This is a genomic window from Rhodococcus sp. 15-725-2-2b, from assembly GCF_002259075.1.
In the GTDB taxonomy this organism is placed as follows: Bacteria; Actinomycetota; Actinomycetes; order Mycobacteriales; family Mycobacteriaceae; genus Rhodococcoides.
On the sequence record NZ_NPFL01000004.1, the window covers coordinates 335,173 to 361,166 of the forward strand.

Annotated in this window: 20 protein-coding genes; 5 read left to right on the plus strand and 15 right to left on the minus strand. The window is 66.0% G+C overall.

Annotation, left to right across the window (positions count from 1 at the left end):
• Window positions 1–82 precede the first annotated feature (82 nt).
• Window positions 83–1,399: an HNH endonuclease gene (locus tag CH306_RS03360; RefSeq protein WP_094645823.1), complete on the plus strand. Its 1,317-nt coding sequence runs from the start codon at window positions 83–85 to the stop codon at window positions 1,397–1,399.
• Window positions 1,400–1,622: 223 nt separating this feature from the next.
• Window positions 1,623–3,008 (plus strand): DEAD/DEAH box helicase, encoded by a 1,386-nt coding sequence (locus tag CH306_RS03365; protein WP_094613778.1) that lies wholly within the window; start codon window positions 1,623–1,625, stop codon window positions 3,006–3,008.
• Between the two features lie 27 nt (window positions 3,009–3,035).
• Here the strand turns inward: CH306_RS03365 and CH306_RS03370 are convergent, their stop codons facing one another.
• Complete coding sequence (locus CH306_RS03370) at window positions 3,036–4,301, minus strand: MFS transporter (RefSeq protein WP_032396257.1); 1,266 nt, start codon at window positions 4,299–4,301, stop codon at window positions 3,036–3,038.
• A gap of 39 nt (window positions 4,302–4,340) precedes the next feature.
• Between CH306_RS03370 and CH306_RS03375 the strand changes: the two genes are divergently transcribed.
• Both CH306_RS03375 and CH306_RS03380 read left to right on the plus strand, forming a co-directional pair.
• Entirely contained in the window at window positions 4,341–6,371 is a 2,031-nt protein-coding gene (locus CH306_RS03375; protein WP_254924296.1) for an ATP-binding cassette domain-containing protein, read from the plus strand.
• Window positions 6,368–7,105, plus strand: coding sequence for an energy-coupling factor transporter transmembrane component T family protein (locus CH306_RS03380; RefSeq protein WP_094631188.1), 738 nt, complete (start codon window positions 6,368–6,370; stop codon window positions 7,103–7,105). The genes CH306_RS03375 and CH306_RS03380 overlap by 4 nt, the downstream gene beginning before the upstream one ends.
• A gap of 1 nt (window position 7,106) precedes the next feature.
• Here the strand turns inward: CH306_RS03380 and CH306_RS03385 are convergent, their stop codons facing one another.
• The 14 genes from CH306_RS03385 to CH306_RS03450 all read right to left on the minus strand — a co-directional run bounded on the left by CH306_RS03385 (window position 7,107) and on the right by CH306_RS03450 (window position 23,916).
• Window positions 7,107–8,762, minus strand: coding sequence for a substrate-binding domain-containing protein (locus CH306_RS03385; protein ID WP_094645824.1), 1,656 nt, complete (start codon window positions 8,760–8,762; stop codon window positions 7,107–7,109).
• A 92-nt stretch (window positions 8,763–8,854) separates the two neighbouring features.
• On the minus strand, window positions 8,855–10,486 hold the full coding sequence (locus tag CH306_RS03390) for a substrate-binding domain-containing protein (RefSeq protein ID WP_094645666.1): 1,632 nt from the start codon (window positions 10,484–10,486) through the stop codon (window positions 8,855–8,857).
• 11 nt (window positions 10,487–10,497) lie between these two features.
• A complete protein-coding gene (locus tag CH306_RS03395) occupies window positions 10,498–10,929 on the minus strand; it encodes a type II toxin-antitoxin system Rv0910 family toxin (RefSeq protein ID WP_032395799.1) in 432 nt (143 codons plus the stop codon).
• Window positions 10,930–11,010: 81 nt separating this feature from the next.
• Window positions 11,011–12,642: a solute symporter family protein gene (locus CH306_RS03400; RefSeq protein ID WP_094645667.1), complete on the minus strand. Its 1,632-nt coding sequence runs from the start codon at window positions 12,640–12,642 to the stop codon at window positions 11,011–11,013.
• A complete protein-coding gene (locus tag CH306_RS03405; protein WP_094645825.1) occupies window positions 12,639–12,938 on the minus strand; it encodes a DUF485 domain-containing protein in 300 nt (99 codons plus the stop codon). The genes CH306_RS03400 and CH306_RS03405 overlap by 4 nt, the downstream gene beginning before the upstream one ends.
• Before the next feature lie 193 nt (window positions 12,939–13,131).
• Window positions 13,132–14,874, minus strand: coding sequence for a sodium/solute symporter (locus CH306_RS03410; RefSeq protein ID WP_094645668.1), 1,743 nt, complete (start codon window positions 14,872–14,874; stop codon window positions 13,132–13,134).
• A 6-nt stretch (window positions 14,875–14,880) separates the two neighbouring features.
• Window positions 14,881–15,240, minus strand: coding sequence for a hypothetical protein (locus CH306_RS03415; protein ID WP_032395801.1), 360 nt, complete (start codon window positions 15,238–15,240; stop codon window positions 14,881–14,883).
• Window positions 15,241–15,253: 13 nt separating this feature from the next.
• On the minus strand, window positions 15,254–16,057 hold the full coding sequence (locus CH306_RS03420) for a LytR/AlgR family response regulator transcription factor (RefSeq protein WP_032395802.1): 804 nt from the start codon (window positions 16,055–16,057) through the stop codon (window positions 15,254–15,256).
• On the minus strand, window positions 16,054–17,226 hold the full coding sequence (locus CH306_RS03425; protein WP_032396262.1) for a sensor histidine kinase: 1,173 nt from the start codon (window positions 17,224–17,226) through the stop codon (window positions 16,054–16,056). The genes CH306_RS03420 and CH306_RS03425 overlap by 4 nt, the downstream gene beginning before the upstream one ends.
• Window positions 17,223–18,404, minus strand: coding sequence for an alpha/beta hydrolase (locus tag CH306_RS03430; protein ID WP_094631183.1), 1,182 nt, complete (start codon window positions 18,402–18,404; stop codon window positions 17,223–17,225). Before CH306_RS03430 ends, CH306_RS03425 begins: the two co-directional genes overlap by 4 nt.
• A gap of 13 nt (window positions 18,405–18,417) precedes the next feature.
• Window positions 18,418–20,046 carry a Na+/H+ antiporter gene (locus CH306_RS03435; protein WP_094645826.1) on the minus strand — a complete coding sequence of 543 codons (1,629 nt, stop codon included), beginning with the start codon at window positions 20,044–20,046 and terminating at the stop codon, window positions 18,418–18,420.
• Window positions 20,047–20,124: 78 nt separating this feature from the next.
• Complete coding sequence (locus tag CH306_RS03440) at window positions 20,125–20,313, minus strand: antitoxin (protein WP_032395803.1); 189 nt, start codon at window positions 20,311–20,313, stop codon at window positions 20,125–20,127.
• Between the two features lie 40 nt (window positions 20,314–20,353).
• A complete protein-coding gene (locus CH306_RS03445; RefSeq protein ID WP_094645669.1) occupies window positions 20,354–22,768 on the minus strand; it encodes an HAD-IC family P-type ATPase in 2,415 nt (804 codons plus the stop codon).
• Window positions 22,769–22,791: 23 nt separating this feature from the next.
• Window positions 22,792–23,916, minus strand: coding sequence for an MBL fold metallo-hydrolase (locus tag CH306_RS03450; RefSeq protein ID WP_373453963.1), 1,125 nt, complete (start codon window positions 23,914–23,916; stop codon window positions 22,792–22,794).
• 85 nt (window positions 23,917–24,001) lie between these two features.
• Here CH306_RS03450 and htpG point away from each other — a divergent pair, with 85 nt between their 5' ends.
• A complete protein-coding gene (gene htpG, locus CH306_RS03455; RefSeq protein WP_094645671.1) occupies window positions 24,002–25,927 on the plus strand; it encodes a molecular chaperone HtpG in 1,926 nt (641 codons plus the stop codon).
• The last annotated feature ends 67 nt before the right edge of the window (window positions 25,928–25,994 follow it).

Sequence of the window (25,994 nt, forward strand, 5' to 3'; positions counted from 1 at the left end):
CTGCCTGAAAATCCCCGTTACTATCGAACATACATTCGAGTACTGGGGGGAACTCGTGATCACAGCTGTACAAGATTTGCCGTTGACGTCCGATGAAGTGCTGAGCTTCGTCGCGCGTCTTCAGTCATCGGAGTTCGATGTCGACGCAGCAGCAGGCATCGATCTGATCTCCGCCCTCGAGACGATCAAGTGCGCCAGCGTGGCCGTTCAAGCCATCGTGACCGACGCCGTGGCGACGAACATCAGTAATGTACGCCGCGAGCGCGGCAAGCCGAAAGCTCAGTGGCGCATAGGTATTGCGTCACAGATCGGCCTGGCTCGACGCGAATCACCGAACCGCGGCGGCACTCATCTGGGCCTCGCTCGCGCCCTGGTGCACGAAATGCCGCATACCCTGGCTCGCCTGAAAGCCGGAGAACTCAACGAGTGGCGCGCCATGATCCTCGCCCGCGAAACCGCATGCCTCACCGTCGACGACCGCCGCACCATCGACGAACGACTGTGCGCGGACCCCGCCACACTGGCCGGCGCGGGCGACCGCACCATCGAGGGCCGCGCCCGCGCCCTGGCCAACGAACTCGACGCCGCCTCCCAGGTGAAGCGCCGCGCCAAGGCCTACGCCGCCCGACGCACGAGCACCCGGCCAGCCCCCGAATCGATGGGCTTCTTCACGGTCCTCACCTCGATGGAGAAGATGGTCTGCATGTGGGCGACCTTGCGACGAGACGCCGACACCATCGTCAACTCCGGCGGTGAGACACGGACCCGCGACCAGATCATGGCCGACCTCGTGTTCGAGCGTGTCACCGGCGCAGCCGCCGCACAGAGCCCGCCGGTGACCGTCGACATCGTCATCGCCGACGCCGCCCTCCTGGCCGGCGGCTCCACGTCCGCGTACGTGCACGGCTATGGCGACATTCCGTCCGACGTCGCCCGGCAACTCATCCGACACACACTCGACAGTGAGACGCACGTCGCATTGCGTCGCCTATACGCGCATCCGACATCCGGCGCATTGACGGCGGTGGAGTCCACATCACGCGCATTTCCAACCGCGCTTGGACGCCTCATCGATCTGCGAGATCGCACCTGCCGCACTCCGTGGTGCGACGCGCCGATCCGTCACCACGACCACATCAGACCGCACTCCACAGGCGGCAGAACGAGCGCCGAGAACGGTGCAGGCCTTTGTGCCGCATGCAATTACGCGAAAGAGGGCGTGGGCTGGACGGCCGAGGCCCTACGAGACAAACGGGGCGCTCGACATCGCTACCGGCTCATCTCACCCACCGGGCACACCTATGACTCGAGCGCGCCGCCGATGCCGGTGGTCGAGGTCTACAACTCGAGAATCGAGAACGTGATCATCACCGGTCTGTTCGACGACGACGCCGCATGACAGGTCGCGGCGGGAAGATACCGAGCACCGACTCGGTTACACTCGTCAACGGCGCGCCCAGCTGCACGCCAGACGTCGTGGAATGCTCCCGAACCTCCATGTGCACCCAGCACAGGCTTCTCTTACGGCGATCGAAACTGCCCACCGGCAGTCTCGCCACCTTGCATCTCGGCCCGAAGGCCCGCAGGTGCAACACCCTGCCCGAAAGGCACTTTTCATCACTATGACGACCCCACAGACTTTCGCTGCACTCGGCGTACCCCAGGCCATCGCGGATGTACTCGCGAGCCAGGGCAAGACCGAGGCATTCCCCATCCAGGCCGACACCCTTCCCGACACACTGCAGGGACGCGACGTGCTCGGACGCGGAAAGACCGGCAGCGGCAAGACACTCGCGTTCTCCATCCCGATGGTCGCTCGACTCGCCGGCCAGCTCCCCGGTAACCGGAAGCCCGGCCGCCCCCGTGGCCTGATCCTCGCGCCGACGCGTGAGCTCGCCACCCAGATCGCCGTCGCGATCGAACCCCTCGCCTCCGCGTACTCGCTGAAGGTCACCACGATCTTCGGTGGTGTCTCGCAGGTCCGTCAGGTCTCCGCGCTCAAGGGTGGAGTCGACATCGTCGTCGCCTGCCCCGGCCGGCTCGAAGATTTGATGAAGCAGCGTCACCTCACCCTCGACGGCGTTCAGATCACCGTCCTCGACGAGGCAGATCACATGGCCGACCTCGGGTTCCTGCCCGTCGTCACCCGCATCCTCGCTGCCACCCCGGACAAGGGCCAGCGCATGCTGTTCTCCGCGACCCTGGACAACGGCGTCGACAAGCTGGTCAAGCGCTTCCTGCACAACCAGATCACGCACTCCGTCGACGAGGCCACCTCGCACGTCGAGGCCATGACGCACAGCGTGTTCGAGGTCGACGGCGTCGAAGCCAAGAAGAAGCTGGTCCACCAGCTCGCCTCCGGCACCGGACGCCGCATCCTGTTCATGCGCACCAAGCACCAGGCCCGCAAGCTCGCCAAGCAGCTCACCGACGCCGGAATCCCGTCCGTCGACCTGCACGGCAACCTCTCGCAGGCCGCACGCGACCGCAACCTCGCCGCGTTCTCCTCCGGCCAGGCTCGCGTCCTCGTTGCCACCGACGTCGCAGCTCGTGGCGTTCACGTCGACGACGTCCAGCTCGTCGTCCACGTCGATCCCCCGGCCGAGCACAAGGCGTACCTGCACCGTTCCGGCCGCACCGCACGCGCGGGAAGCGCCGGAGACGTCGTGACCGTCGTTCTGCCCGAGCAGCGCAAGGACACCGCAGTACTGCTGCGCAAGGCCGACATCAAGGTCACGCCCATTCGCGTCACCGCCGACTCGCCCGCCGTGGCGAACCTCGTCGGCGAGCAGGCTCGTTACGTCCAGCCCGCGCCGAAGGCCGAGCAGGCACCGGCTCGCACCGCGAATCCTCGCAACAGCAACAACGCGCGACGCGGCGGCCCGGCCCGCAGTGGTGGTCAGCCCCGCAGTGGTGGCCAGCCCCGCAGTGGTGGTCAGCCGCGCAGCGGTGGTGGCGGCCACAGCCGTCGCGCAGCAGGACCGGCCACGAGCCAGCGCAGCCGCTGATCTCGGCCTGAGCGCGGAAAGCCCTCCCTACGAGGGCTTTCCGCGCTTTGCTGTTCTCACACTCACCACCGCCGCAACCGCGCAGAGACCAGCTGCGCCGAACCACGCCATCGTGTACTCACCGGTCGCGTCCCGCACGACGCCTGCGACGACCGACGCGATGCCGGCACCGATCTGATGTGAGGCGAACACCCAGCCGAACACCAGCGAGCCACGGTCGCCGAACACCTCGCGACACAGCGCAATAGTGGGCGGAACCGTTGCCACCCAATCCAATCCGTAGATCACCACGAAGATGACGATCGACGGCTGGATGGTCGCGGAGAGCAACCACGGCAGAAACAACAGTGACACTCCACGAAATCCGTAGTACGCCGCCAACAGGTAGCGAGGGTCGACGCGGTCGGTCAGCCAACCCGATGCGATCGTTCCGACGATGTCGAAGATTCCGACCACCGCCAGCAGACCTGCAGCGGTGGTCTCGTGCATTCCGTGGTCGTGCGCCGACGGGATGAAGTGAGTTCCGATGAGGCCGTTGGTCGTTGCGCCACAGATCGCGAAGCCCACCACCAGAGCCCAGAAGGTTCGGACCCGGCTCGCGTCGCGCAACGCCTGTATCGCGGCCCTGGCGGGGTTCACCGTCGACTCCACGACGACCGCTGTGTAATCCTCCGGCGCTCCGTAGGGGGTCACGCCGATGTCCGCCGGCATGTTGCGCAGCCACCGCAGGACGAAGGGCACCACGATCAGCGACCCGCCTGCGATGAGGAACGAGGCGGCGCGCCAGCCGGACCTGTCGACGAGCTGAGCGATCAGGGGCAGAAAGATCAGCTGCCCCGTCGCACTGCCTGCCGTCAGGATTCCCGACACGAGCCCACGCCGCTGCACGAACCACCGATTGGTCACCACCGCCGCGAAGACGAGGGCCATCGATCCGGTACCCAGGCCGATCATGACGCCCCAGGTCAGTACCAACTGCCATGCCTGGGTCACGAACACACTCAGAGCGCTGCCTGCCGCCACGACGATCAACGCCGTCGATGTCACCGCCCGGATTCCGAAGCGTTCCATCAGGGCCGCAGCGAACGGCGCAGTCAATCCGAACAGCACGAGGTTGACGCCCACCGCCAGCGACAACATCGACCGCGGCCAGCCGAACTCGTCCTGCAGCGGCACCATCAGCACGCTCGGTGCCGCCCGGAAGCCCGCGGCGCCGACGAGAGCGAGGAATGCCACGGCGGCAACGATCCAGGCCGGGTGAATCCGCCTGCGCGTCCTGATCTCGGAAGTCACGGTGACATTGTGCGCCTTGTCGGCTGGCACACTGGAGCGGTGACCGTCAGCTCTTCCCACACGACCAAGTCAGGGCCCCTCGGTCCGCAGGAGATGGCGACCGCTGCCGTCATGAGCAGCTTCACCGTCGCCCTGACGGTGATCGGTGTGTTGGTGCCGATGGCGGCGATCCTTCAGGTCGTCGCGGCGATTCCCATGTCGGTGGTCGCGCTCCGGTATCGAACGCGCGCACTGGTCACCTCCGCGGTCGCCGGCACCCTCGTCGGATTCGTCGCGGCCGGCACCCAGACGGCCATCACCGTCGCCAGCGCCGCTCTACTGGGCGGCCTGGTCGGGCGGGCCAAGCGCAAGAAGCAAGGACTGTTCGGCGTTCTCGTCACCTCGATGGTCGTCGGGCCGGCACTCGGAGCGTTGACCGTGCTGATGCTCCTCATCCTCGTTCCGCTGCGAGAGCTGTTCCTCGAGACTCTCCGCAACACGTTCGAGGGCATTTCACGACTGCTCGAGCGCACATCGGCACTGCAAGGCGTTGCCGACGTGATCCGCACCGGCTCCACGACCGTGCTCGACAACTGGTGGTGGTGGGCAGGCGGATCGATCGCCTTCGGCATCGTCACCGGAACGCTGTTCGCATGGCTCATTCTCACCGCGATCCTCGACCGGCTCTCCACCATTCCCACCCCCGAGCCGCTGGCCCCCAGCACCGACGACGAGATCGGGCCGCTGCCGGTCACGCTCACCGCGGTGGGATTCCGCTACCCGGGAAGCACGACGTCCGCACTGACCGGCGTCGACCTCCGCATCGAGACCGGCGAATTCGTGGCGATCGTCGGCCACAACGGTTCCGGCAAATCGACGCTGACCCGGATCCTCGCCGGCCTCGAACCGTCGGAGGGAACCGTGGACAGGCCCGGCTCGACCGGTCTCGGACGGTACGGCGGCACCGCGGTGGTGCTGCAACGCCCCGAAAGCCAGATCCTCGGCACCCGCGTCGCCGACGACGTGGTGTGGGGACTGCCTCCCGGCGACTCACGCCCCGACGTGGAGGCCCTGCTCGACGAGGTCGGCCTCGGCGGCATGGGGGCGCGCGACACTGCCTCCCTGTCCGGCGGCGAAATGCAGCGACTGGCCGTCGCCGCCGCACTCGCTCGCCGTCCGGCACTACTCATCGCGGACGAGGCAACCGCGATGATCGACGCCTCTGGGCGCGAATATCTGGTCTCGCTCCTCGCCGAACTACCACGCAGGCACGAGATGTCGGTCGTGCTCGTCACCCACCACGTCTCGGAGACCGTCGCCGCGGACCGAGTCGTACATCTGCACGAGGGCTACCAGGTGCAGTACGACACCGCCTGGATGCACGCTCGAACGGACAATCCGGCTGCGCTGCACGATAATTCGAGTGAACGACTCCTCGAACTGAGCGGGGTCGAGCACACGTACAACCGCCGCACCCCCTGGGCGCAGGTAGCACTGAACGGCGTCGACATCACCGTCAAACGTGGTGAGGGTGTGCTTGTTCTCGGTGGCAACGGTTCGGGCAAATCCACACTGGCCTGGATCATGGCCGGCCTCACCGGCCCGACCGGCGGCACCGCCCAGCTCGGCGGCAAGGCGATGACCTCACGCGTCGGCGATGTCGGGCTCGCGTTTCAGCACTCCCGCCTGCAGTTGCAGCGGCGCACCGTCTCCGAGGACATCGCGGCCGCCGCCGGCCCCGAAACAGGCTCTGCCACAGTGTCGGCCGCGATGGACGCCGTCGGCCTGGACAGATCGTTGGCCGCTCGCGACATCGATTCGCTCAGTGGTGGTCAGATGCGACGCGTCGTGTTGGCGGGGCTCATTGCGCGTCGACCTCGAATGCTGGTTCTCGACGAGCCACTGGCCGGGCTCGACCCTCCCGGACGCGACGACATCATCGGTGTTCTCGCCGGACTACGCGATCGCGGAGTCGCCATCGTCGTGATCTCGCACGACGTGGACGGAATGGACACCGTCTGCAGCCGCACCATCACGATGGCCGACGGCCACATCGTCTCCGATTCGATCCTGGGGAGCGTGCACTCGTGACCACCGTCGTACTGCGTCAGGTCCCACGATTCTCACCGATCCACCGCCTGTGGGCCGGCACCAAACTCGTCGCGGTACTGCTGCTGAGCATCACTCTCGTCGTGGCACCGACGTGGCCCGCCCTCGGGATCGTGTTCGCACTGTTGGTCGTCGCCGCGATCGTCGCGCACGTCCCGATCACCGCAGTGCCGCGTCCACCGTGGTGGATCTGGGCGCTGTTCGGTGTCGGAGCACTGATCAACCTGCCGATCGGAGGCGCAGCAGTACTGGTGTATCTGCGCGCGACGCTCTTCATCTTCGTCCTGCTCGGCGCGTCGATGATGATCGGCTGGACCACCTCGATGAGCGACATCGCACCTGCGGTCTCCAAACTGGGCACGCCGCTGAAGAAGCTGAAGTTGCCGGTCGACGAGTGGGCCGTCGCCGTGGCTCTGAGCCTGCGGTCGCTTCCGCTGCTGATCGAAGAGATGCGCACCCTGAACGCGGCTCGACGCCTGCGCCCCAAGCCGGTCGTCAACAGCGCCTCGGACAATTCCCTGGTCGACATCGTCACGACGGTGATGTCGGTTGCCATCAGACGGGCCGACGAAATGGGTGGGGCCATCACCGCCCGCGGAGGCACCGGAATGATCACCGCCACCGAGGCACGGTTCAAGGCCTCCGACGCGGTGACGCTGACCGTGGTGACTCTCGCGTGCGCCACAGCCATCGCGATCAGTGTCCTGTGGAGCTGAGCTACCCGCCCGCGAGACGCTCGGTGCGCGAGTTCAAGGCCTTGACGAACACGTCCGGGATGTCTCGGGGATCCTCCGCAACATAGCTCGTTCCGCCGGTCGCAGCCGAGATCTGTTGCAGTGCAACAGGATCCGCGTCACCGGTGACGCCGACGGTGATGATCACGATGGGCCGCACCGGATCCTGTTCCTTCTGCAGCGTTGCCAGCAGCTGATCGAGGGAAATACTGCCCTCGTCTTCGTTGGCTCCGTCGGTCAGGATGATGACGCTGTTGACGTAATCGGGGTCGTATCCCTCCTTGACCCGCCGGAACGCAGCCAACGTGGTGTCGTAGAGCCCTGTTCCGCCTCCGACGAGAGCCGGAAGACCTCGGATCGAATCGAGAATGGCGTCGCGCTGCGACTTTCCGTTGAAGGTACCGTCGGCCTTGCCCATCGGCACCAACTCGCGGTAGTCCTGCTTGCCGCCACCGAGGCCGATCGAGAAAGCCCAGAGGCCCATTTCCGTCTGGTCGCTGAACAGCGAGTTGGCACCGACCGATGCGTCGACGGTGAGTGCGATACGCGTCGAGTCGCCCGACTTCGCCGCCATCGAACCCGAGACGTCCTCGACCACGAGCGTGCGCAGCGGCAGCGCCAGGACGGCCCAGTCTCGCAATGTCGTTTCGATGGACAGCGGGTTCTTGATCTCGAGCGACGCCACCGATCCGACGCCTCGGCCGTCGGACAGTGGTGTGCCACTCGACGTTCGGAACCCGGCTGCGACCAAGATGTCGGTGGCCGACGTAGTGGCGAGCACCGAGGCCAACGCCGCTCCTGCCTTCTTCACGCGGTCGTACTCGGGTCCGGCCGGTGCCGTGACGGCCAGTGGGTAGTTGAGGAAGTAGCTCCCGGTCGGCGGAACCGACTCGGTCAACTCCGATCCCGGATTGTCGGCCTCGTACGCCAGCAGCGCCTGCTCCGTGGCCACGCTGGTGCCGCCGTCCGTGGCCACCTGGGCCACCAGATCCGGGGTGTCGTGTGGGGCGTCCGCGATCCGTCCGAAGTCCTGCGCCATGGGCACCAGTGCCGCCGACACGGCCTTGGCGTCGGAGATGGCCACCTCGGATTCGGCCAGTGCACCGAGGATCGCGGCATTCGATGCGCTGCTGGTCAGGGGGTCACCGATGCGTTGACCGGGAAGTTGGAGCACGCTGAGCCAGGTATCGGTCACCGGCACGGCATCGGATTTCGAGACCAGGACCGGCAGCGTGTTCGCGACCGAGGCCTTGGCCAGCTCGGGAAGTGCCCCGGTCGAGCGCAGGGTCTTGAGCAGCCACAGCGTCGAATCCGGGATCCACAGATCCGGACGCTCGTCATCGGTTCCGGCGATTTCGGTGGCCGTATCGGTGGGGCGTTCGGGGCGGACCTCGAAGTTCACGCAGCCGCGCTCGACCTCGCCTGCCTGCGAGACGATCTGCTGCACCGGTTCGGCGATCGACATGTCCACCGCCAGCGAGACCGTGTCGAGGGAATCGCAGGTGTCCGCACCGGATGCGCGTACGGCCTGCACTCCGAACCAACTGCCGACCACGACGACGACTGCCACCAGCGCGAGCACCGACCAGGTCGCGGCCGAACCGAACCGGCGCGGACTACCGCTGTGACGTCCCGACATCGATGCAACCCCCTGCTCGGCCCCCAGCTGCACTCACGAATGCAACCGCACGCACACTCAGAAGTGACGCGACGCACAGCATAGTAGCCTCCTCAGCGACCGGAGCGACTTCTGAGCGCATTGACGAACACGTTGGGGATCTCCGCAGGATTTCGTGCGACGAAGCTCGTACCGCCCGTGGCCGCCGAAATTTGTTGCAGTACACCGGCATCCGCATCGTCGGTGATTCCGATGGTGACGATGACGACCGGCTTGGACGGGTCCTGCTCGGCTCGCAGAGTCGACAGCAGCTCGTCGAGCGAGATGCTGTCGGGGTCCTCGTTGGTGCCGTCGGTGAGGATGATGACGCTGTTCACCGCATCGGGGTCGTAGCCCTGCTGCACGGTGCGGAACGCGGCCAACGTGGTGTCGTACAACCCGGTACCACCTCCGACCAGGGACGGCAGCGTTCGGGTCTGCTGCAACAGCACCTCACGCTGAGTGGTGTTGCCGACCTGCTCGTCCATTCGCCGGATCGGTGCCAGCTCACGGTAGTCCTGATCGCCACCGCCGAGTCCGATCGAGAACGCCCACAACCCCATCGACGCGTTGTCGGGGAACAGCCGATTTCCGGTCTCACTGGCCTGCACCGTCATGGCGATACGTGAATTCGCCCCGGCGCTGTAGTTCATCGATCCGGAGACATCCTCCATCACCAACGCCCGCGACGGGAGCGCCAGGATCTGGTACTGACGCAACGTCGATTCGGCGGCCTGTTGATCGGCAATCGTCAGGGGCGTGACGTCCCCGATCCCGCGATCGGAATCGAGCGGGGCCATGTCTGCGGAGCGGAACCCGGCGTCGGACAGAGCCTGCTGCCCCTGTTCGGATTGTATGGCCGTGGCCAGTGCCGTCCCGACGGACTTCGCGGTCTCGTGTCGATCGCCCGCGGGTTCGGTCACCGCCAGCGGGAAGTTCAGGAAGAAGGCACCGGTCGGCGGAGCCGTCGCGCCGAGTTCGACGTTCTTGTCCTGCTGGTAGTCCAGGTAGGCCCGCTCGGACACCACCGCGACTCCCCCGTCGGCGACCAGATCGTCGAGGCGCACCGTCGGATCGGCCTCGCCGCGAGTGGCGGCCTGAGCCTGAGCGATGGGGACGAGCGCCGCCGAGACGGAGTCGAGCGCGGTCTCGTCCGATCCGGCCTCGGCCACCGCGCCCAGGATGGCCGCGTCGGACGTGGTGTTGGCCAACGGATTACCGATGCGCAGACCTTCGAGCTTCAAGGCAGTGAGCCAGGTGTCGAAGAACGGCACCTCGTCCTTGCGTGCCGCGAGCACGGCGGGGGTAGCCGCCACCGATTGACTCGCCAAGTCGATCAACGACGCAGTGGACCGCACCGTCTTGCCGATCCACAGTGACGAATCGGGAACCCAGAGCGAGGGCACGTCGTCGCCCTTGGCCACCGCGGCCGAGACCTGACCCGACTCGGTGGCGGTGACCTCGAAGGCGGCGCAACCCAACTCCTCCGACGAGGTGTTGTCGACGATCATCTGCAACACGGGTGCGATCGCCGGATCCGCAGCCAGCGAGTAGGCCTCGGGGTCACCGCACTCGGAACCGAAGGCCTTCAGACCGACGAACACTCCGCCGCCGAGAACCAGCAACAGAACAACGGCCACGATGCCGTACTTGGCCATGCCCCTACTGCGCGAGGTGGACGACGGGGCACTGTGTCTACCGGGCATGGCGCGACCTGTCAGGCGTAGATCTTGACGAACGTCTTCAACGAGTTCTCGATGTCGCCCTTGAGAGCGCGCGCGACGCCGGAGCCGATCGGACCGAACAACGGCGCACCGCCGAGGTTGATGTCGATGGTGATCTCGGAACCGTCACCCTTGGATTTCACGGACATGTTCAGACCGATCTTGACCCCGCCCTTGCCGTTGCCCTTGAGCTCGAGCTTCTTGGGCGGGTCGTAGGACTCGATCTTCCAGGACACGCGGTTACGCATGCCCTTCACGCTGGCGACAGAGTCCAGGGTGGTGCCGACGGCCAGCTGCTCGGGCAGCTCACCGCGCCACGCTTCGTGGATGGAGAGCCACTGCTCGTAGCCGGACAGATCGGACGCGTGCGCCCACGTCTGCTCGGGGGTCAGCGGGACGTCGAGGGAAACCTTCAGCTTGGCCACAGCAGGGATGGTAACCGTTGAACGAAAAATGCCCGTGTGAGGCCTTGCTCACACGGGCACTTTCGATGGAGCCTGGATCGATCAGTGAGCGCTGGCCTTCTCCGCACCGATACCGGTGAGGGAGCGAACCTCCATCTCGGCCTGCTTGTCGGTGCTCTCGGTGTCCTTCGAGATCAGGGTTCCGACGATGCCGAGGATGAATGCCAACGGGATCGACACGATGCCCGGGTTGGAGAGCGGGAACCAGGCGAAGTCCGAGCCGGGAATCATCGACGTCGGCGATCCGGAGACGGCCGGGGAGAAGACGATCAGCACGATCGTCGAGATCAGACCGCCGTACATGCTGAACAGTGCGCCGGTGGTGGTGAAGCGACGCCAGAACAGCGAGTACAGGATGGTCGGCAGGTTCGCGGCCGCAGCGACTGCGAACGCGAGTGCGACCAGGAACGCGATGTTCTGCCCGTTGGCGAGGATGCCGAGGCCGATGGCCAGCAGGCCGATGACGACGGCCGTGATGCGCGAGACCTTGACCTGCTTCTTGTCGTCGACCTTGCCCTTCTTGATGACGCTAGCGTAGATGTCGTGAGCGAACGACGCCGACGCGGTGATCGTCAAGCCGGCGACCACGGCGAGGATGGTCGCGAAGGCGACCGCCGAGATGACGCCGAGCAGGATCACGCCGCCGAGCTCGAAGGCCAACAGCGGAGCCGCGGAGTTCTGACCGCCGGCCGAGGCCAGGATGCGGTCGGGCCCGACGATCGCTGCGGCACCGTAGCCGAGCACCAGGGTGAACAGGTAGAACGCACCGATGAGCGCGATGGCCCACACGACGCTGCGACGAGCTTCCTTGGCGGTGGGCACCGTGTAGAAGCGCATCAGCACGTGCGGCAGACCCGCGGTGCCGAGGACCAGCGCGATGCCGAGCGAGAGGAAGTTGATCTTCGAGGTGGCACTTCCGCCGTACTGAGCGCCTGGCTCGATGACGTCACGTGCTGCCACGGCCTCGTTGGCCGATCCGGCCACCATGGCCTGTGCGCTGCCGAGCAGCTCGGAGAAGTTCAGGCCGAACTTGGCGAGAACCAGAACGGTCATGAACGCCGCACCTGCGATGAGCAGAACGGCCTTGATGATCTGTACCCAGGTGGTGCCCTTCATGCCGCCGATGAGCACGTACGCGATCATCAGCACACCGACGATGGCGATGACGATGGACTGCCCGGTGCGGTCGGAGATGTCGAGCAGCAGTGCGACGAGTCCGCCTGCACCTGCCATCTGTGCGAGCAGGTAGAACAGTGACACCGTCAGCGTGGACAGAGCAGCTGCGGTACGAACCGGTCCTTGCTTGAGTCGGAAGCTCAGCACATCCGCCATCGTGAATTTGCCGGTGTTCCTGAGCAATTCGGCGACGAGGAGCAGTGCAACGAGCCAGGCGACGAGGAAGCCGATGGAGTACAGGAAGCCGTCGTAACCGTAGACGGCGATGGCACCGGCGATGCCGAGAAAGCTTGCGGCCGAAAGGTAGTCACCGGCGATGGCAACGCCGTTCTGCGGTCCGGAGAATCCGCCGCCTGCGGTGAAGAACTCCGCGGAGGTCGCATTCTTCTTCGATGCGCGGATGACGACGGCCATCGTGATGATGACGAACGCGCCGAAGATCGCGATGTTGACGAGTGGTTCGCCGACGGTGGTGCTTGCTGCTTGCGCGAGATTCATCGCTTGGCTCCCTGGGAGGCTTCCATCTCGGCGCGCAAGGCTGCGGCGCGAGGATCGAGTTCACGGTTGGCGAACTTCACGTAGATGCCGGTGATGGCGAACGTGGTGACGAACTGGCCGAGGCCGAGCAGCAGGCCGATGTTGATGTTGCCCCACACCTTTGTCGACATGAAGTCCACGGCGTAGGTGCTCAGCAGCACGTAGAGGATGTACCAGACCAGGAAGAACCCGGCCATCGGGAACACGAAGCTACGCAGGCGTCGCCGGAGTTCCTGGAACTCGGGACTGGCCTGCATGTCGACGAACGCTTGCGCGTCCGGTGGCGAATTGGTTTCCGGTGCGGTCACCTTGGACTCCTGAAGTTGATGTGAGCTGTAGCTGACTCGGAACAATAATGAGAGTCAGGTCACAAAATCAGGAGGTGGTGTCGATCACACGATGGGCTGCGGGAGTGTGCGACGAGCGGTCGAGAATGGCAGTTGAGCGGCTCTACAGTTCGCGCTCTCGGTCTTTGCCCATGTCGAGGCCTTCCGGCAGGTGCAGTCGCGCGAAGATGCGGGAGATGTCCGACGGGATCGTTCTTCGGGTGGCGAGGCTGACGGCGATCATCGAGGCGAAGGCGACGGGGACGCTGACCGCGGCGGGGTAGCCGAGGATCGCCGCCGCCCAGCCGCCGAGGACGCCGTCGGAGATGGGGGTGACGACGGAGATCGACGCGGCGACGAGTGAGATGCCGCCGCCGAGGAGCAGTCCGGTTGCCGCTCCGGCTGCGGTGAGTCCGCGCCACCAGATTCCCAGCACCAGCAGTGGGCACAGGGTGGACGCGGCGACGGCGAAGACGAGTCCGACGGTGCGCGAGAGGTCGAGTGAGACGACGCCGATCGACAGCGCCAACGGCACGGCTCCGGCGAGGATCGCGGCGACGCGGAAGTCTCGGACCTTGCCCGAGAGGACGTCGGTACTGAGCACTCCTGCGATGCTGACCAGTAGTCCGGATGAGGTCGACAGGAAGGCAGCGATTGCGCCCGCGGCCACGAGTGCGGCCAGTAGTTGTCCCGGTATTCCGGACAGCACCGAGCCGGGCAGCAGCAGCACCGCTGCGTCGGATGCTCCGGTGATGAGCAGTTGCGGCACGTACAGCCGGGCGAAGACGCCGAGCACCGTCGGGAACAGGTAGAACATGCCGAGCAAGGCCAGGACGGTGAGCGAGGTCAGTCTGGCCGCTCGACCGTCCGGGTTGGTGTAGAAGCGCACGAGCACGTGCGGCAGGCCGAGGGTTCCGAGGAACGTGGCCAGGATCAGCGAGTACACCTGATACAGCGGGTGGGCCCCGCCCAGTCCCCCGCCCGGCATCGCCCACGCCCGGTCGGTGGTCGGCGCTCCCGCGACGACGGGAACGGGTGATCCGGCGTCGAGCGTCAACGACGTGCCCGAGGCGAGCCGATGTTCGCCCGCGTCCAGCAGGACTCGCCCGTCGACGCTTTCGTCGTCGAGGGTTCCCGTCACGGCGACGACGATCGGCGAATCCACTTGCACGAGAACATCGGTGGTGATGTCGACGACGGTCTGCTCGGTCACCGTCGGTGGGGCAGGACTGCCGACGCTGCGGTCGTCGGCGAAGAAGTGCACGGCCAGCACCAGTGCCGGGATCGCGATCGCGGTGAGCTTGAGCCAGTACTGGAACGCTTGGACGAAGGTGATCGAGCGCATGCCACCGCCGACGACGTTCGCGATCACGATCAGCCCCACCGCCAGGGCACCGACCCAGCCGGGCACTCCGAGCAGAATGTTCAGTGTCAGGCCTGCACCCTGAAACTGCGGCACCAGATACAGCGCACAGATGACCACCACCACCAGCATCGCCACGGTCCGCAACCATGGTGCGCCGAGACGGAATTCGACGAAATCGGGCACCGTGTACGCGCCACTTCTGCGCAGTGGAGCCGCGACGAACAGCAGCAGTCCCAGGTATCCCGCGGTGAAGCCGACCGGGTACCACAGCGCATCGGCTCCGTACTTCGCGATGAGCCCTGCAACCCCGAGAAACGATGCAGCCGATAGGTATTCGCCGCTGATGGCAGCAGCATTCCACCGCGGCCCGACGGTGCGCGAGGCCACCAGGAAGTCGGAGGTGGTGCGGGCCAGCCGAACTCCGTAGATGCCGATGCCCACCGTGGCCACGGCCGCCAGGATCAGCGCGATCACGGTGGCGACCGGAATGGATCCGTTCACGTGCGCCTAGTCCTCGACCAGGCCGACGAACTCGGTCTCGTTGCGCTCGGCTCGGCGCACGTACGCCCAGCCGACACCGAACAGCAACGGATAGATCGCCACCCCCAACACCAACCACGGCAGACCGATGCCGGACGGCGCGACGTCGGTGAAGCGTGCGAGGAGCATGCCCAGCAACGGAATTGCGAACAGAATCGACAGCGTCATCACCGCCAGGCGCACCGACAGCAGAAGCTGCGCGCGAACCAGGCTGCGGACCAGGGCGTCGCCCACTTCGGTTTGCTCCTGCACTTCGACGCGGGTGCGCACCATCCGCGCGCCGCGACGTTGCGAAAGCACCACCCGCTGTCGGTGTGGCTGGGTCATCGCTCGATCCTCGTCACCGGGTGGACCACGATTGCAGCGGACCGCGGACCAGTCTGTCCTTGAGTTCTCTCGCGTGCCGTCGGCTCACCGGCAGTTCGCAGGCCGCGAGGTTTCCGCTGGCCCGCAGGCACACCACCAGTCCCGAACCGACACTGCGGATCCCTGTGACCAGACGCAGCGAGACCAGGTAGGAGCGGTGCACGCGCAGGAATCCGGCATCGGCCCAGCGACTTTCGAGGGCCGAGATCGGGATCCGCACCAGATGCGAGCCGTTGGAGGTGTGCAATCTCGCGTAGTCGCCGTCGGCCTCGACCCACGCCACCGACGACCGGTGCACCAGGGTGGTGGTTCCGCCGAGCTCGACGGGAATGACCTCGTCGGCCGAGGTGTCCGCGGACTCCGCGGGTCGACGCCGCGCGAGCAGCACCCGGCGCAGCGCCTCGGTGAGCCGATCCTCGCGCAAGGGCTTGAGCAGGTAGTCGACGGCACCGAGATCGAAGGCAGCCAGCGCCCGGTCGTCGTGGGCGGTGACGAACACGACGGCGGGTGGTCGCGCGAATGCCGACAGGATGCCGGCGAGCTCGAGCCCGTCGAGTCCGGGCATATTGATGTCGAGGAACACCGCGTCCACCACGTTCTGCCCCGAGGTCTGTTTGAGTTGGCGGAGCGCGGTGGTCGCGTCCTGCGCGGTGAACACCTCGGCGACGGTGTCCTGCTGACGCAGCAGAAAGGCGAGTTCGTCCAGTGCCGGGCGCTCGTCGTCGACGGCGAGAACGATCAACCCGCGGCCGGGGGCGGAGTTGGCAGCCTGCGTCATGCTCGTACACCCGGCCTGAATTTCGGCACCCGCAGACTCACTTTGGTGCCTGCGCCCGGTGCGGTGTCCACTACGAGACCGTAGTCGTTTCCGAAGGCTGCCCGCAGCCGATCGTCCACGTTCGCCAATCCGACATGGGCCGCGTCCTCGGTGTGCAGGCTTCCCGAGCGCAGCACGTCCGGATCCATCCCCACCCCGTCGTCCTCGATGCTGATCACTGCGTCGGTGCCCTCGTCGGCGGCGATGATCGTCACGCGGCCGCCGTCGGCCTTGCCGGACAGGCCGTGTCGGACGGCGTTCTCGACGAGCGGCTGCAGCGCGAGAAACGGCAGCGCGACGCCCAACACCTCGGGTGCGACCTGCAAGGTGACCTGGAGGGAATCACCGAAGCGGGCCCGTTCGAGCGTCAGGTACCGATCGATGTTGCGTAGCTCGTCCGCGAGCACCGTGAACTCGCCTGCGTTGCGGAACGAGTATCGGGTGAAGTCGGCGAACTCGAGCACCAGCTCACGCGCTCGATCCGGGTCGGTGCGCACGAACGACGCGATCGTGCCGAGTGCGTTGTAGATGAAGTGCGGGCTGATCTGTGCGCGCAGCGCCCGTACCTCGGCGCGGTCCAACCGCGCCCGGGACGCGTCGAGTTCGGCAAGCTCGATCTGACCGCAGGCGTAACGCGCGACCTCGGCGATGGCCCCGAGCATGCCCGGTCCCGGCTCGGCGACCACGGCTGCCCCCAACACCCCGACCACCGGAGACTCGTCGACGACCAACGGCTGCACCACCAACGCTCTGACCTCGTGGATCGACCCGAGCGGCAGACGCACCAGGACGCGCCGCTGCCCGTCCACCGCCCGCTTCGCCGCCTCGACGAAGGCCGGTGTCAGCTCGTCCCACGGGCCGTCCCAGGCCAGCAGCGAACCGTCGGGGTCGCAGATTCCCAATGCGTCCGCACCGGTCAGTACCCGCAGGTGCGGCGCGGCCGCGGCGGCCGAACGAGTGTCGAGACCGTCACGCAACGGCTTGGCCGCCAGCGACGCGGTGTGCAGGGTGGCGTGGACGGCTCGCTCGGCCGGTGTGGTGAGGTCCCGTCGACCGCGCAGACTGATCACCGCGATGACCGAGACGATCACGGCCACGATCACCGCCATCGACGCCAGTGCCGCGGTCATCGCGCGCACGTGGTCGAGGTGGGCACGTTCAGGAAGCGTTCGACGAGCCAGTCGACTCCGATGCCGTTTGCGGCCAGTTCGGCATGGCCCTGCTCCGGTTCGGAGCGAAGCTCGACGTCGTCGCCCAGCGCGCAGGCCTCGGCTACCGCGTCCCGGGTCCATCGGGGATCGATGAGGTCGTCGCGTTCACCGACCAGGACCAGCAGCGGTACCTCGGTGCGAGAAGTCGGTACCGCAACCGATTCGAGCCACTGCGTCATCCGATCCGATGCATCCGCGGAGTCCGGGAGGGCGTCGGCCGGATCGAGAACGGCTCCGGCGTCGGCCTTGGAGAAGCCGAGCAAATCACTGCAGGCGGTCAGCGCGGTCACGTTGTCGGCGAACGTGCCGCGGATGTAGTCCGCGCGTTCGGCACTCGGATCTGCGGCGTGCAGACCCTCGTACAGGTACGGCACCAGCAGCTGACGCGGCACGGTCTGCTCGGTCTCGGGCGCGAAGAACCGCGTCAGATCGGCCGCGGGCGACAGCGCCGCGGCACCGACCAGTTGCAGACCGTCGCCGTAGTCGCCACTGCGCTCGGCTGCCGCCCAGACCGCTTGTCCGCCTTGGGAGGTGCCCACTGCACCCCACCTGGTGCCGACGTCGGGAACCACGTTGCGGGCCGCGCGCACCGCGTCGATCACGTCGTACGCTGCGGCGTCCCGGTCGAGGTAGGCGGGATCTCCCGGAGTTCCGAGACCCTGATAATCCGTCACCACGACCACGGTGCCGCGTTCGAGGAACGGCGTCACCAATCCGATGGTGCCCAACAGGTTCGGATAGAGCGAGGGTGCGCACTCGTCGGTGACACCGGTGGTGCCGTGCCCGACGGAGACGATCGGCCAGCCGCCGGGCGGAGCAGAACCCTTGGGCACGAACACCGTTCCCGATGCCTCGGTCCCGCCCCCGGTGACCCCGTCGGTGGTGCGGTACACGACCTTGGTGGCAGTCCCGCCGAGATAGGCGACACCGATGTCGACCTGCCCCAGCAGCATCGACGACACGATCGCGCCTCGCTCCGAGCCCACGGGTGCCGCGATCGACACCGGGGCGGGTGTGGCCGGATCCTCGGCAGGAGTGCTGCACGCAGCAACGGCGAACACCAGTGCCGCGGCGGCGACCAGCCGGGTCGACCTCACTGTCTCTGCGCTCCTACGGTGTGCGTCGTGCGATGCGAGCCTCGGCCGCAATTTCTTCCACGTCCAAGCCATTCAACACTGCCCGCAGAGCTTCGTCCTCCAGCTCCCCCGAGTCGCGGGCCGCGATGAGCGCCGCCCGCTGCGCGACCAGGACGTTGTGTCGCAGCGAGTCGAACAACGCCCCGGCCGCCGCGATCCGCTTCTCGCGATCCTCGGTCTCGTCGGCATCCAACCGAGCGCGCACGGAGCGTCGGACGCGCTGGATGACCTCGTCGACGCGCTCGCTGTCCACTCCGTCGATTCCGTCCTTCGCCGCGCGCTGGAGGTAGTCCTCCGCCGCCGTCCGGGCAATGGCCTGCGACAGCAGCCGCTGATTGTCGTTGCGCTGCTGCTCGAGTGGATCTGCGACGTCGAGGCGGCGGATCAACAACGGAAGCGTCAGGCCCTGCAGCAGCAACGTACCGACCGCGACGACGAAGGCCACCGCCTGAATCACGGCCCGCCCGGGAAATTCGTCGCCGAGCACCGTGGTCAGCGGTACACCGGCCGCCGCCGCAAGCGTCACCACCCCGCGCATGCCCGCCCAGGAGAGCACCAGGTTCTGCTGCCACGTCAGACCTGCTTCGCCTGACGGTGATCGCCGGAACAGCTTGCGAAGCAGCATGTTACGGCCGGAATTGGCGAAGATCCAAGCTGGTCGGACGGCCATGACCACCACCAGCACCAGCAGCGCATAGGCGAACACATGGTGGACGGGCAACCCTTCGCGCTGCACCTCCGAGATGACGAACTTCAGCTGTAAACCCATGTAGGCGAACACGAATGCCTCGAGCAGGAGATCCAGCGTCGGCCACACCTGCCGTTCCTGAACGCGGGTGGACACCGAGACGTCGGCGGTGACGCGCCCCAGCACGAAACCGGCGGTGACGACGGCGAGAACTCCCGACGCGTGGATTTCCTCGGCCGCCAGATACGCGGTGAACGGCAGGACCAGACCGAGCACGGTTTCCAGCGCCGAATCCGCGATCCGATTGCGGACGAACCGCACGATGCGCGCCAGCACCAACCCCACCAACACGCCGCCCACGATCTCGTACAGGAAGAACAACACCGGTGAGCCCAGTTCGATCCGACTGCCCGTCAGCGAGGCCACGGCCAGGGTGAACAGAGTCAACGCGGCCGCGTCGTTCACCAGAGACTCGCCGGTGAGGATGGCCATCATCCGCGCGGGCAGACCGAGCTTGCGCCCGACGGCGATCGCGGAGACCGCGTCGGGCGGGGCCACGACGGCACCGAGCACCAGGGCCGCGCCGAGGGTGAGCTCCGGGATCAACAGATTGGCGAACCAGCCGACGACCAATGTCGTCACGATCACCATGACGAGACCGAGTCGGAGAATCTGGCCGAGATTGCGTCGGAAGCTGACGAACGAGAAATCCAGCGCGGCGGAGTACAGCAGCGGCGGAAGCACGACGCCGAGGATCAGCTGCGGCGACAGGCTGACGTGCGGGACCCCGGGAACGAACGAGGCGATGGATCCGACGGTGACCAGGACGAGCGGAACCTGCAGATCGATGCGCCTGGCGAAACCGGCGACTGCGATCGCGAAGATGACTACGAGAAGAAGAATCGGTCCGTCCACCCCGACGATTGTGCCGTCAGCCGCACCCTGGGGCACGACCGACGGCCACGATCACCTGCACGAGGAGACCGAAAGGTCCTACTTGTCCGGAATCGCCTTCTTGGCTGCTTCCTGGACCTTGTCGATCTGATCGGAGTACTTGCCACCGGTCTTGTTGTCGATGAAGTCCCCCGCCTTCTCCACGACGTCGTCGATCTTGTCCGAGTTCTCGGCCGCAAGATCCTTGCCCTTGTCGACGATGCCCTTCAGATTGTCTGCGAAGCCCATGACTGTCTCCTGTCGCTGGAATGATCGAACATCCGGAAGCTTACGTTTTGTACTGCGTGTTGCGTAGTGATGTTCGATTGCGCAGCGCCGATCCGAATCGATGGGCAACCTCGACGAGCGCGATTCCGATACCGCCGATGATCAATGCACTGGTGGTGGCTCCCACATTGGACGGATCGAGTTTGAAGAAGGTGCGGCAGAACGGGATCGCGAACAGCAGCAGGTAGCCACCGACCGACCCGCCGAGCAGCACGATCTTCCACCAGTTGTAGGGCCGCGCGACGACGGCCAACACCCACAGCGCGATCATGATCAGGGTGATCAGCGCGGTGGTACTGGCCTGCGTCACCTGGGTCTCGGTGGCGTTCGGGCCGGCATAGACCAGCAGGTAGGAGACGAACGTGCACGAGCCGACGATCAATCCGGACGGGACGGCCAGCCGCATCACCCGCGAGACGAATCCACTGCGCGCCCGCTCGTTGTTGGGCGCGAGCGAGAGCACGAAGGCCGGGATGCCGATGGTGAACCACGCTGCGATCGTCACGTGCCGCGGGAGGAAGGGATACGGGATCGGCTCGAAGTGGAAAATCTGCGACAGCACGCCCGAGAGCCCGATGAGGAACGCCAGCAGTACCGAGTACACCGTCTTGGTGAGGAACAGATTGGAGACGCGTTCGATGTTGCCGATGACGCGTCGCCCCTCCCCTACCACGTAGGGCAGGGTGGCGAACTTGTTGTCCAACAACACGATCTGCGCGACGGCTCGGGTGGCGGCGCTTCCCGAACCCATCGAGACACCGATATCGGCGTCCTTGAGCGCGAGCACGTCGTTGACACCGTCGCCGGTCATCGCGACCGTGTGGCCGCGAGATTGCAACGCGCCCACCATCGCCCGCTTCTGATCCGGTCGGACTCGGCCGAAGGTGGTGGAATTCGCCAGAGTGTCGGCCAGTTTCTCGGAGTCCTCGGGCAGATCGCGCGCGTCGATCGGGGCGTCGCCGCCGGGCAGGCCGAGCGATCCCGCGACCGCGCCGACCGAGACGGCATTGTCGCCGGAGATGACCTTGACCTGGACGTGCTGGCTCGCGAAGTACTCCAACGTGTCTCGGGCATCCTCGCGCACCTTCTGCTCGAGAATCACCAGTGCACGCGGGGTCACGACTCCGGGCGCTTCACCGTCGTCGACCGAGCGGTCGGAGCTGGCGAGCAGCAACACCCGTAGACCACGCGAGCCTGTCTCCTCGGCACGACGGGCGATGTCGGAGGAGGCGTCGAGCAGCACGTCCGGGGCACCGAGCAACCAATGCCCGTGCTCGCCGTACGACAGTCCACTCCACTTCTTGGCCGAGGAGAACGGCGCAACGGCCGTCTGCGTCCACCCCGGCGCGTCGGGATACGCCTCGCCCACGGCCTGCACGCTGGCGTTGGGCCGCGGGTCGTCGTGGGCGAGCGACGCCAATGCACTTGTCACCGAGCCGGAGTGGTCCTCGTCGATCAGCACCAACTCCGACAGCCGCATCCCGTTCTCGGTGAGGGTTCCGGTCTTGTCGGCGCACACCACGTCGACGCGGGCGAGTCCCTCGATCGCGGGCAGCTCCTGCACCAGGCACTGCCGTTGACCGAGCCTGATGACGCCCACCGCGAAGGCGATCGACGTCATCAGCACCAGGCCCTCGGGGACCATCGGGACGAGCGCGGCGACCATGCCGTTGAGCGCAGGACCCAAAGCCTGCCCGCTGGAGAACAATTGGTTGTAGATGATCAGCGCCCCGGCCGGAATCATCAGGTACGTGATGAACTTCAGAATCTTGTCGATGCCGCTGCGCAACTCGGACTTGACCAGCGTGAACTTGCTGGCCTCCTCGGCGAGCTTGGCTGCGTAGGCGTCACGCCCGACCTTCGTCGCGCGGTACGCACCGCTGCCCGACACGACGAAGCTGCCCGAAAGCACCTGCGCCGCTTCGAGTTTGTGCACCGTGTCGGCCTCGCCGGTGAGCAACGACTCGTCGACCTCGAGGCTCGCGGTCTCGATCACCTCACCGTCGACGACGATCTGATCACCGGGACCCAGTTCGACGACGTCGCCGAGTACGACCTCGTCGGGCGGGATCTGCTTCGAGACGCCGTCGCGTCGAACCTGGGGCTTGTTCTGCCCCACGATGGCCAACCGATCCAGGGTGCGTTTGGCGCGGATCTCCTGCACGATGCCGATGCCACTGTTGGCGACGATCAACAGCCCGAACATGCCGTCGATCACCGAACCGGTGGACAGCACGATGATCAACAGCACACCCAGAATCGCGTTGATGCGAGTGAAGACGTTGCCACGGACGATGTCGCGGACCGACCGAGAAGCTCGGGCCGGAACGTTGTTCGACTTTCCCTCGGCCCTGAGCCTGGCGACGTCCGCCTCGGTCAGCCCGGCGTCCCGCTGCGCATCGGCGTCGATAGACATGGGTGCAGCCTAGTAGGGTTCGGTCAGCCCAGCCGAGACCACCAACGATCGTCGTGCAGCGTTCGCGTGCCGTCTATTCGTTGCCCCGGCATCGGCACCGCCACCTGCACTCCGACGTCCTCGGCGGCGGCGTGCAGCCGCACTATCGGCTCCGACCACGGATGAAAAGCCAGATTGAACGTGGCCCAGTGAATCGGGACGAAGATGCCCGACGCCGTCAGATCGATGTGCGCCGTGACCGCTTCCTCCGGGTTCATGTGGATGTCCGGCCACCGCACGTCGTAGGCCCCGACGGGCAGCAGCGTCAGATCGAAGGGGCCGTAGTTGCTGCCGATCTCGGCGAACTTCGGTGTGTAGCCGGTGTCGCCGCCGAAGAAGACGCGTCGAACGGGGCCGACGAAGGCCCAGGACGCCCACTGCGTCGAGTCCCGGGTCAGACCGCGGCCGGAGAAATGCCGAGCCTCTGTGCACGTGACGGTGAGGCCGCCGATGTTCGTCTGCTCGTCCCAGTCCAGTTCGACGATGCGCGCCTCGGGCACCCGCCACTTGCGCAGATGCGCGCCGATTCCCAGTGGCACGACGAACGGTGCCGACTGAATGCTCGCCAGCTTCTGCACCGTCGCCTTGTCGAGGTGGTCGTAATGATCGTGGGAGATCACGATGGCGTCGACGCGCGGCAGATCGACCAACTCGACCGGCGTCGGATGCAGCCGTGCCGGCCCCACCACCGAGGACGGGGACACGCGGTTGCTCCACACCGGATCGGCGAGAACGCGGTGACCGTCGACCTCGATGAGCACACTCGAGTGGCCGTACCAGGTGACCGCCAGTTCGCCCGCGTCCACCGGCGCGATCGGCGGTGCCAGCGGAATCGGGCGCTGGGGCCTGCCCTTGCCACGTTCGGTGACGAGCGAGACGAACATGTTCTGCTGCCCCTTCTCGCCGCGCCCGGGAACGTAGCTCGAGCTCGGGTCGGAGTTGTGGAACCGGCGATCGCGGTAGCGCGGAGAGCCGGCGGCGTACGGGGTGATGTGCACGCGCCTGGCACCGATCGCCGACGGCAGCCCCCACGTCGCGCGTGCCAACCATGCACCGCTCAGTGCTGCGGCGGCTCCCAGTACGAACTTCGTCTTCGTCACGGTCCCCAGAGTAGGCGGCGCCGACGTCTTCGCAGCTCACCCGTAGCCTTGCCGTATATTATTCGCGTCGGTTTTGCTGCTAGAAGGGGAGACATTGAGTACCGAACAGCTCGAATTCCAGGCGGAGACGCGTCAGCTCCTGGATCTGATGGTGCACTCCATCTACTCCAACAAGGACAGCTTTCTCCGTGAACTGATCTCGAACTCCTCGGACGCGCTGGACAAGCTGCGCCTGGAGTCGTACCGCAACAAGGACCTGGACGTCGACGTCTCGGATCTGCACATCGAGATCGACATCGACTCCTCCGCTCGTACCCTCACCATCCGGGACAACGGCATCGGTATGTCCCGCTCCGAGGTCATCGACCTCATCGGCACACTGGCCAAGTCGGGCACCGCCGAGGTACGTAAGAAGCTCAAGGAAGCCAAGGACGCGGCAGCCTCGGAGGAGCTGATCGGCCAGTTCGGCATCGGCTTCTACTCGACGTTCATGGTGGCCGAGAAGGTCACGCTGCTCACCCGCAAGGCCGGCGAAGCCGCCGCCACGAAGTGGGAGTCCACCGGCGAGGGCACCTACGAGATCACCGACGTCGACGACGCCCCGCAGGGTTCCTCGGTGACGCTGGCCCTCAAGCCGGCCGACGAGGAGGACCACCTCCACGATTACGCGTCCGAGCGCAAGATCAAGGAACTGGTCAAGAAGTACTCCGACTTCATCGCCTGGCCCATTCGCATCGACGTCGAGAAGCGCGTCAAGAGCGAAGAGGAAGACGGCGAGGACACCGTCACGATCGAGACCGAAACGATCAACTCACAGAAGGCGCTGTGGACCCGCTCCAAGGACGAGGTGTCCGAGGAGGAGTACAAGGAGTTCTACAAGCACGTCAGCCACGCCTGGGACGAGCCGCTCGAGGTCATCCCGTTCAAGGCCGAGGGCACGTTCGAATACCAAGCGCTGCTGTTCATTCCGTCGCAGGCGCCGTTCGACCTGTTCATGCGCGAGAGCAAGGCCGGCGTGCACCTGTACGTCAAGCGCGTGTTCATCATGGACGACTCGCAGGAACTGCTGCCCGAGTACCTGCGCTTCGTCAAGGGTGTCGTCGACGCAGCGGACCTCTCGCTCAACGTCTCTCGCGAAATCCTGCAGCAGGACCGGCAGATCCGCGCGATCCGTCGACGCCTCACCAAGAAGGTGCTCTCCACGGTCAAGGAGCTGCAGAGCGAGCAGCCCGACAAGTACAAGACGCTGTGGTCGCAGTTCGGAACGGTCCTCAAGGAGGGCCTGATCTCCGACAGCGACAACCGCGAAACCCTGTTGGGCATCGCGTCGTTCGCGTCCACCAACTCCGAGGATGGCGTGACCACCCTCGCCGAGTACGTGGACCGGATGAAGGACGGCCAGCAGCAGATCTACTACATGACCGGCGAATCGCGTCAGCAGATCGAGAGCTCGCCGCACATGGAGGCGTTCAAGGCTCGCGGGCTCGAGGTGCTGCTGCTCACCGATTCGGTCGACGAGGTGTGGGTCGGCAACGTCACCGACTTCGACGGAAAGTCGTTCCAGTCCATCGCGAAGGGCGAGGTGGACCTCGACACCGAAGAGGAGAAGAAGGAGTCCGAGGCCAAGCGCGAGGAGCAGGACAAGGAATTCGCAGACTTGCTGACCTGGCTCACCGAGACCCTCGGCGAGGACGTGAAGGAGGTACGTCTGTCGACACGACTGACGACGTCACCGGCCTGCGTCGTCGGTGACGAGTTCAGCTTCTCCCCGCAGCTCGAGAAGATGTACAAGGCCTCGGGCCAGTTCGTACCGACCTCCAAGCGCATCCTCGAACTCAACCCCACCCACGATCTGGTGACGGGTTTGAAGAAGGCTCGCGAGGATCGCAGCGACGATCCGCATCTCGCCGAGACCGCCGAATTGCTCTACGCGACGGCCTTGTTGGCCGAAGGCACCGAGCTCAAGGACCCGGCGAAATTCTCCAAGCTGCTCGCCGATCGGTTGACCCGCACGATCTGAGTGCCTGCGGCAGTGGTGTGGTCATGTGCCCTGGGCGGCGCACAACCACACCACTGCGGCGCAGCCG

Excerpts from the sequence above, each read along its gene's own strand:
- CH306_RS03365 (WP_094613778.1), top strand. The coding sequence starts at position 1,623 with ATGACGACCCCACAGACTTTCGCTGCACTCGGCGTACCCCAGGCCATC.
- CH306_RS03385 (WP_094645824.1), bottom strand. The coding sequence starts at position 8,762 with ATGTCGGGACGTCACAGCGGTAGTCCGCGCCGGTTCGGTTCGGCCGCG.
- CH306_RS03390 (WP_094645666.1), bottom strand. The coding sequence starts at position 10,486 with ATGCCCGGTAGACACAGTGCCCCGTCGTCCACCTCGCGCAGTAGGGGC.
- CH306_RS03400 (WP_094645667.1), bottom strand. The coding sequence starts at position 12,642 with ATGAATCTCGCGCAAGCAGCAAGCACCACCGTCGGCGAACCACTCGTC.
- CH306_RS03405 (WP_094645825.1), bottom strand. The coding sequence starts at position 12,938 with ATGCAGGCCAGTCCCGAGTTCCAGGAACTCCGGCGACGCCTGCGTAGC.
- CH306_RS03415 (WP_032395801.1), bottom strand. The coding sequence starts at position 15,240 with ATGACCCAGCCACACCGACAGCGGGTGGTGCTTTCGCAACGTCGCGGC.
- CH306_RS03420 (WP_032395802.1), bottom strand. The coding sequence starts at position 16,057 with ATGACGCAGGCTGCCAACTCCGCCCCCGGCCGCGGGTTGATCGTTCTC.
- CH306_RS03425 (WP_032396262.1), bottom strand. The coding sequence starts at position 17,226 with ATGACCGCGGCACTGGCGTCGATGGCGGTGATCGTGGCCGTGATCGTC.
- CH306_RS03440 (WP_032395803.1), bottom strand. The coding sequence starts at position 20,313 with ATGGGCTTCGCAGACAATCTGAAGGGCATCGTCGACAAGGGCAAGGAT.
- CH306_RS03445 (WP_094645669.1), bottom strand. The coding sequence starts at position 22,768 with ATGTCTATCGACGCCGATGCGCAGCGGGACGCCGGGCTGACCGAGGCG.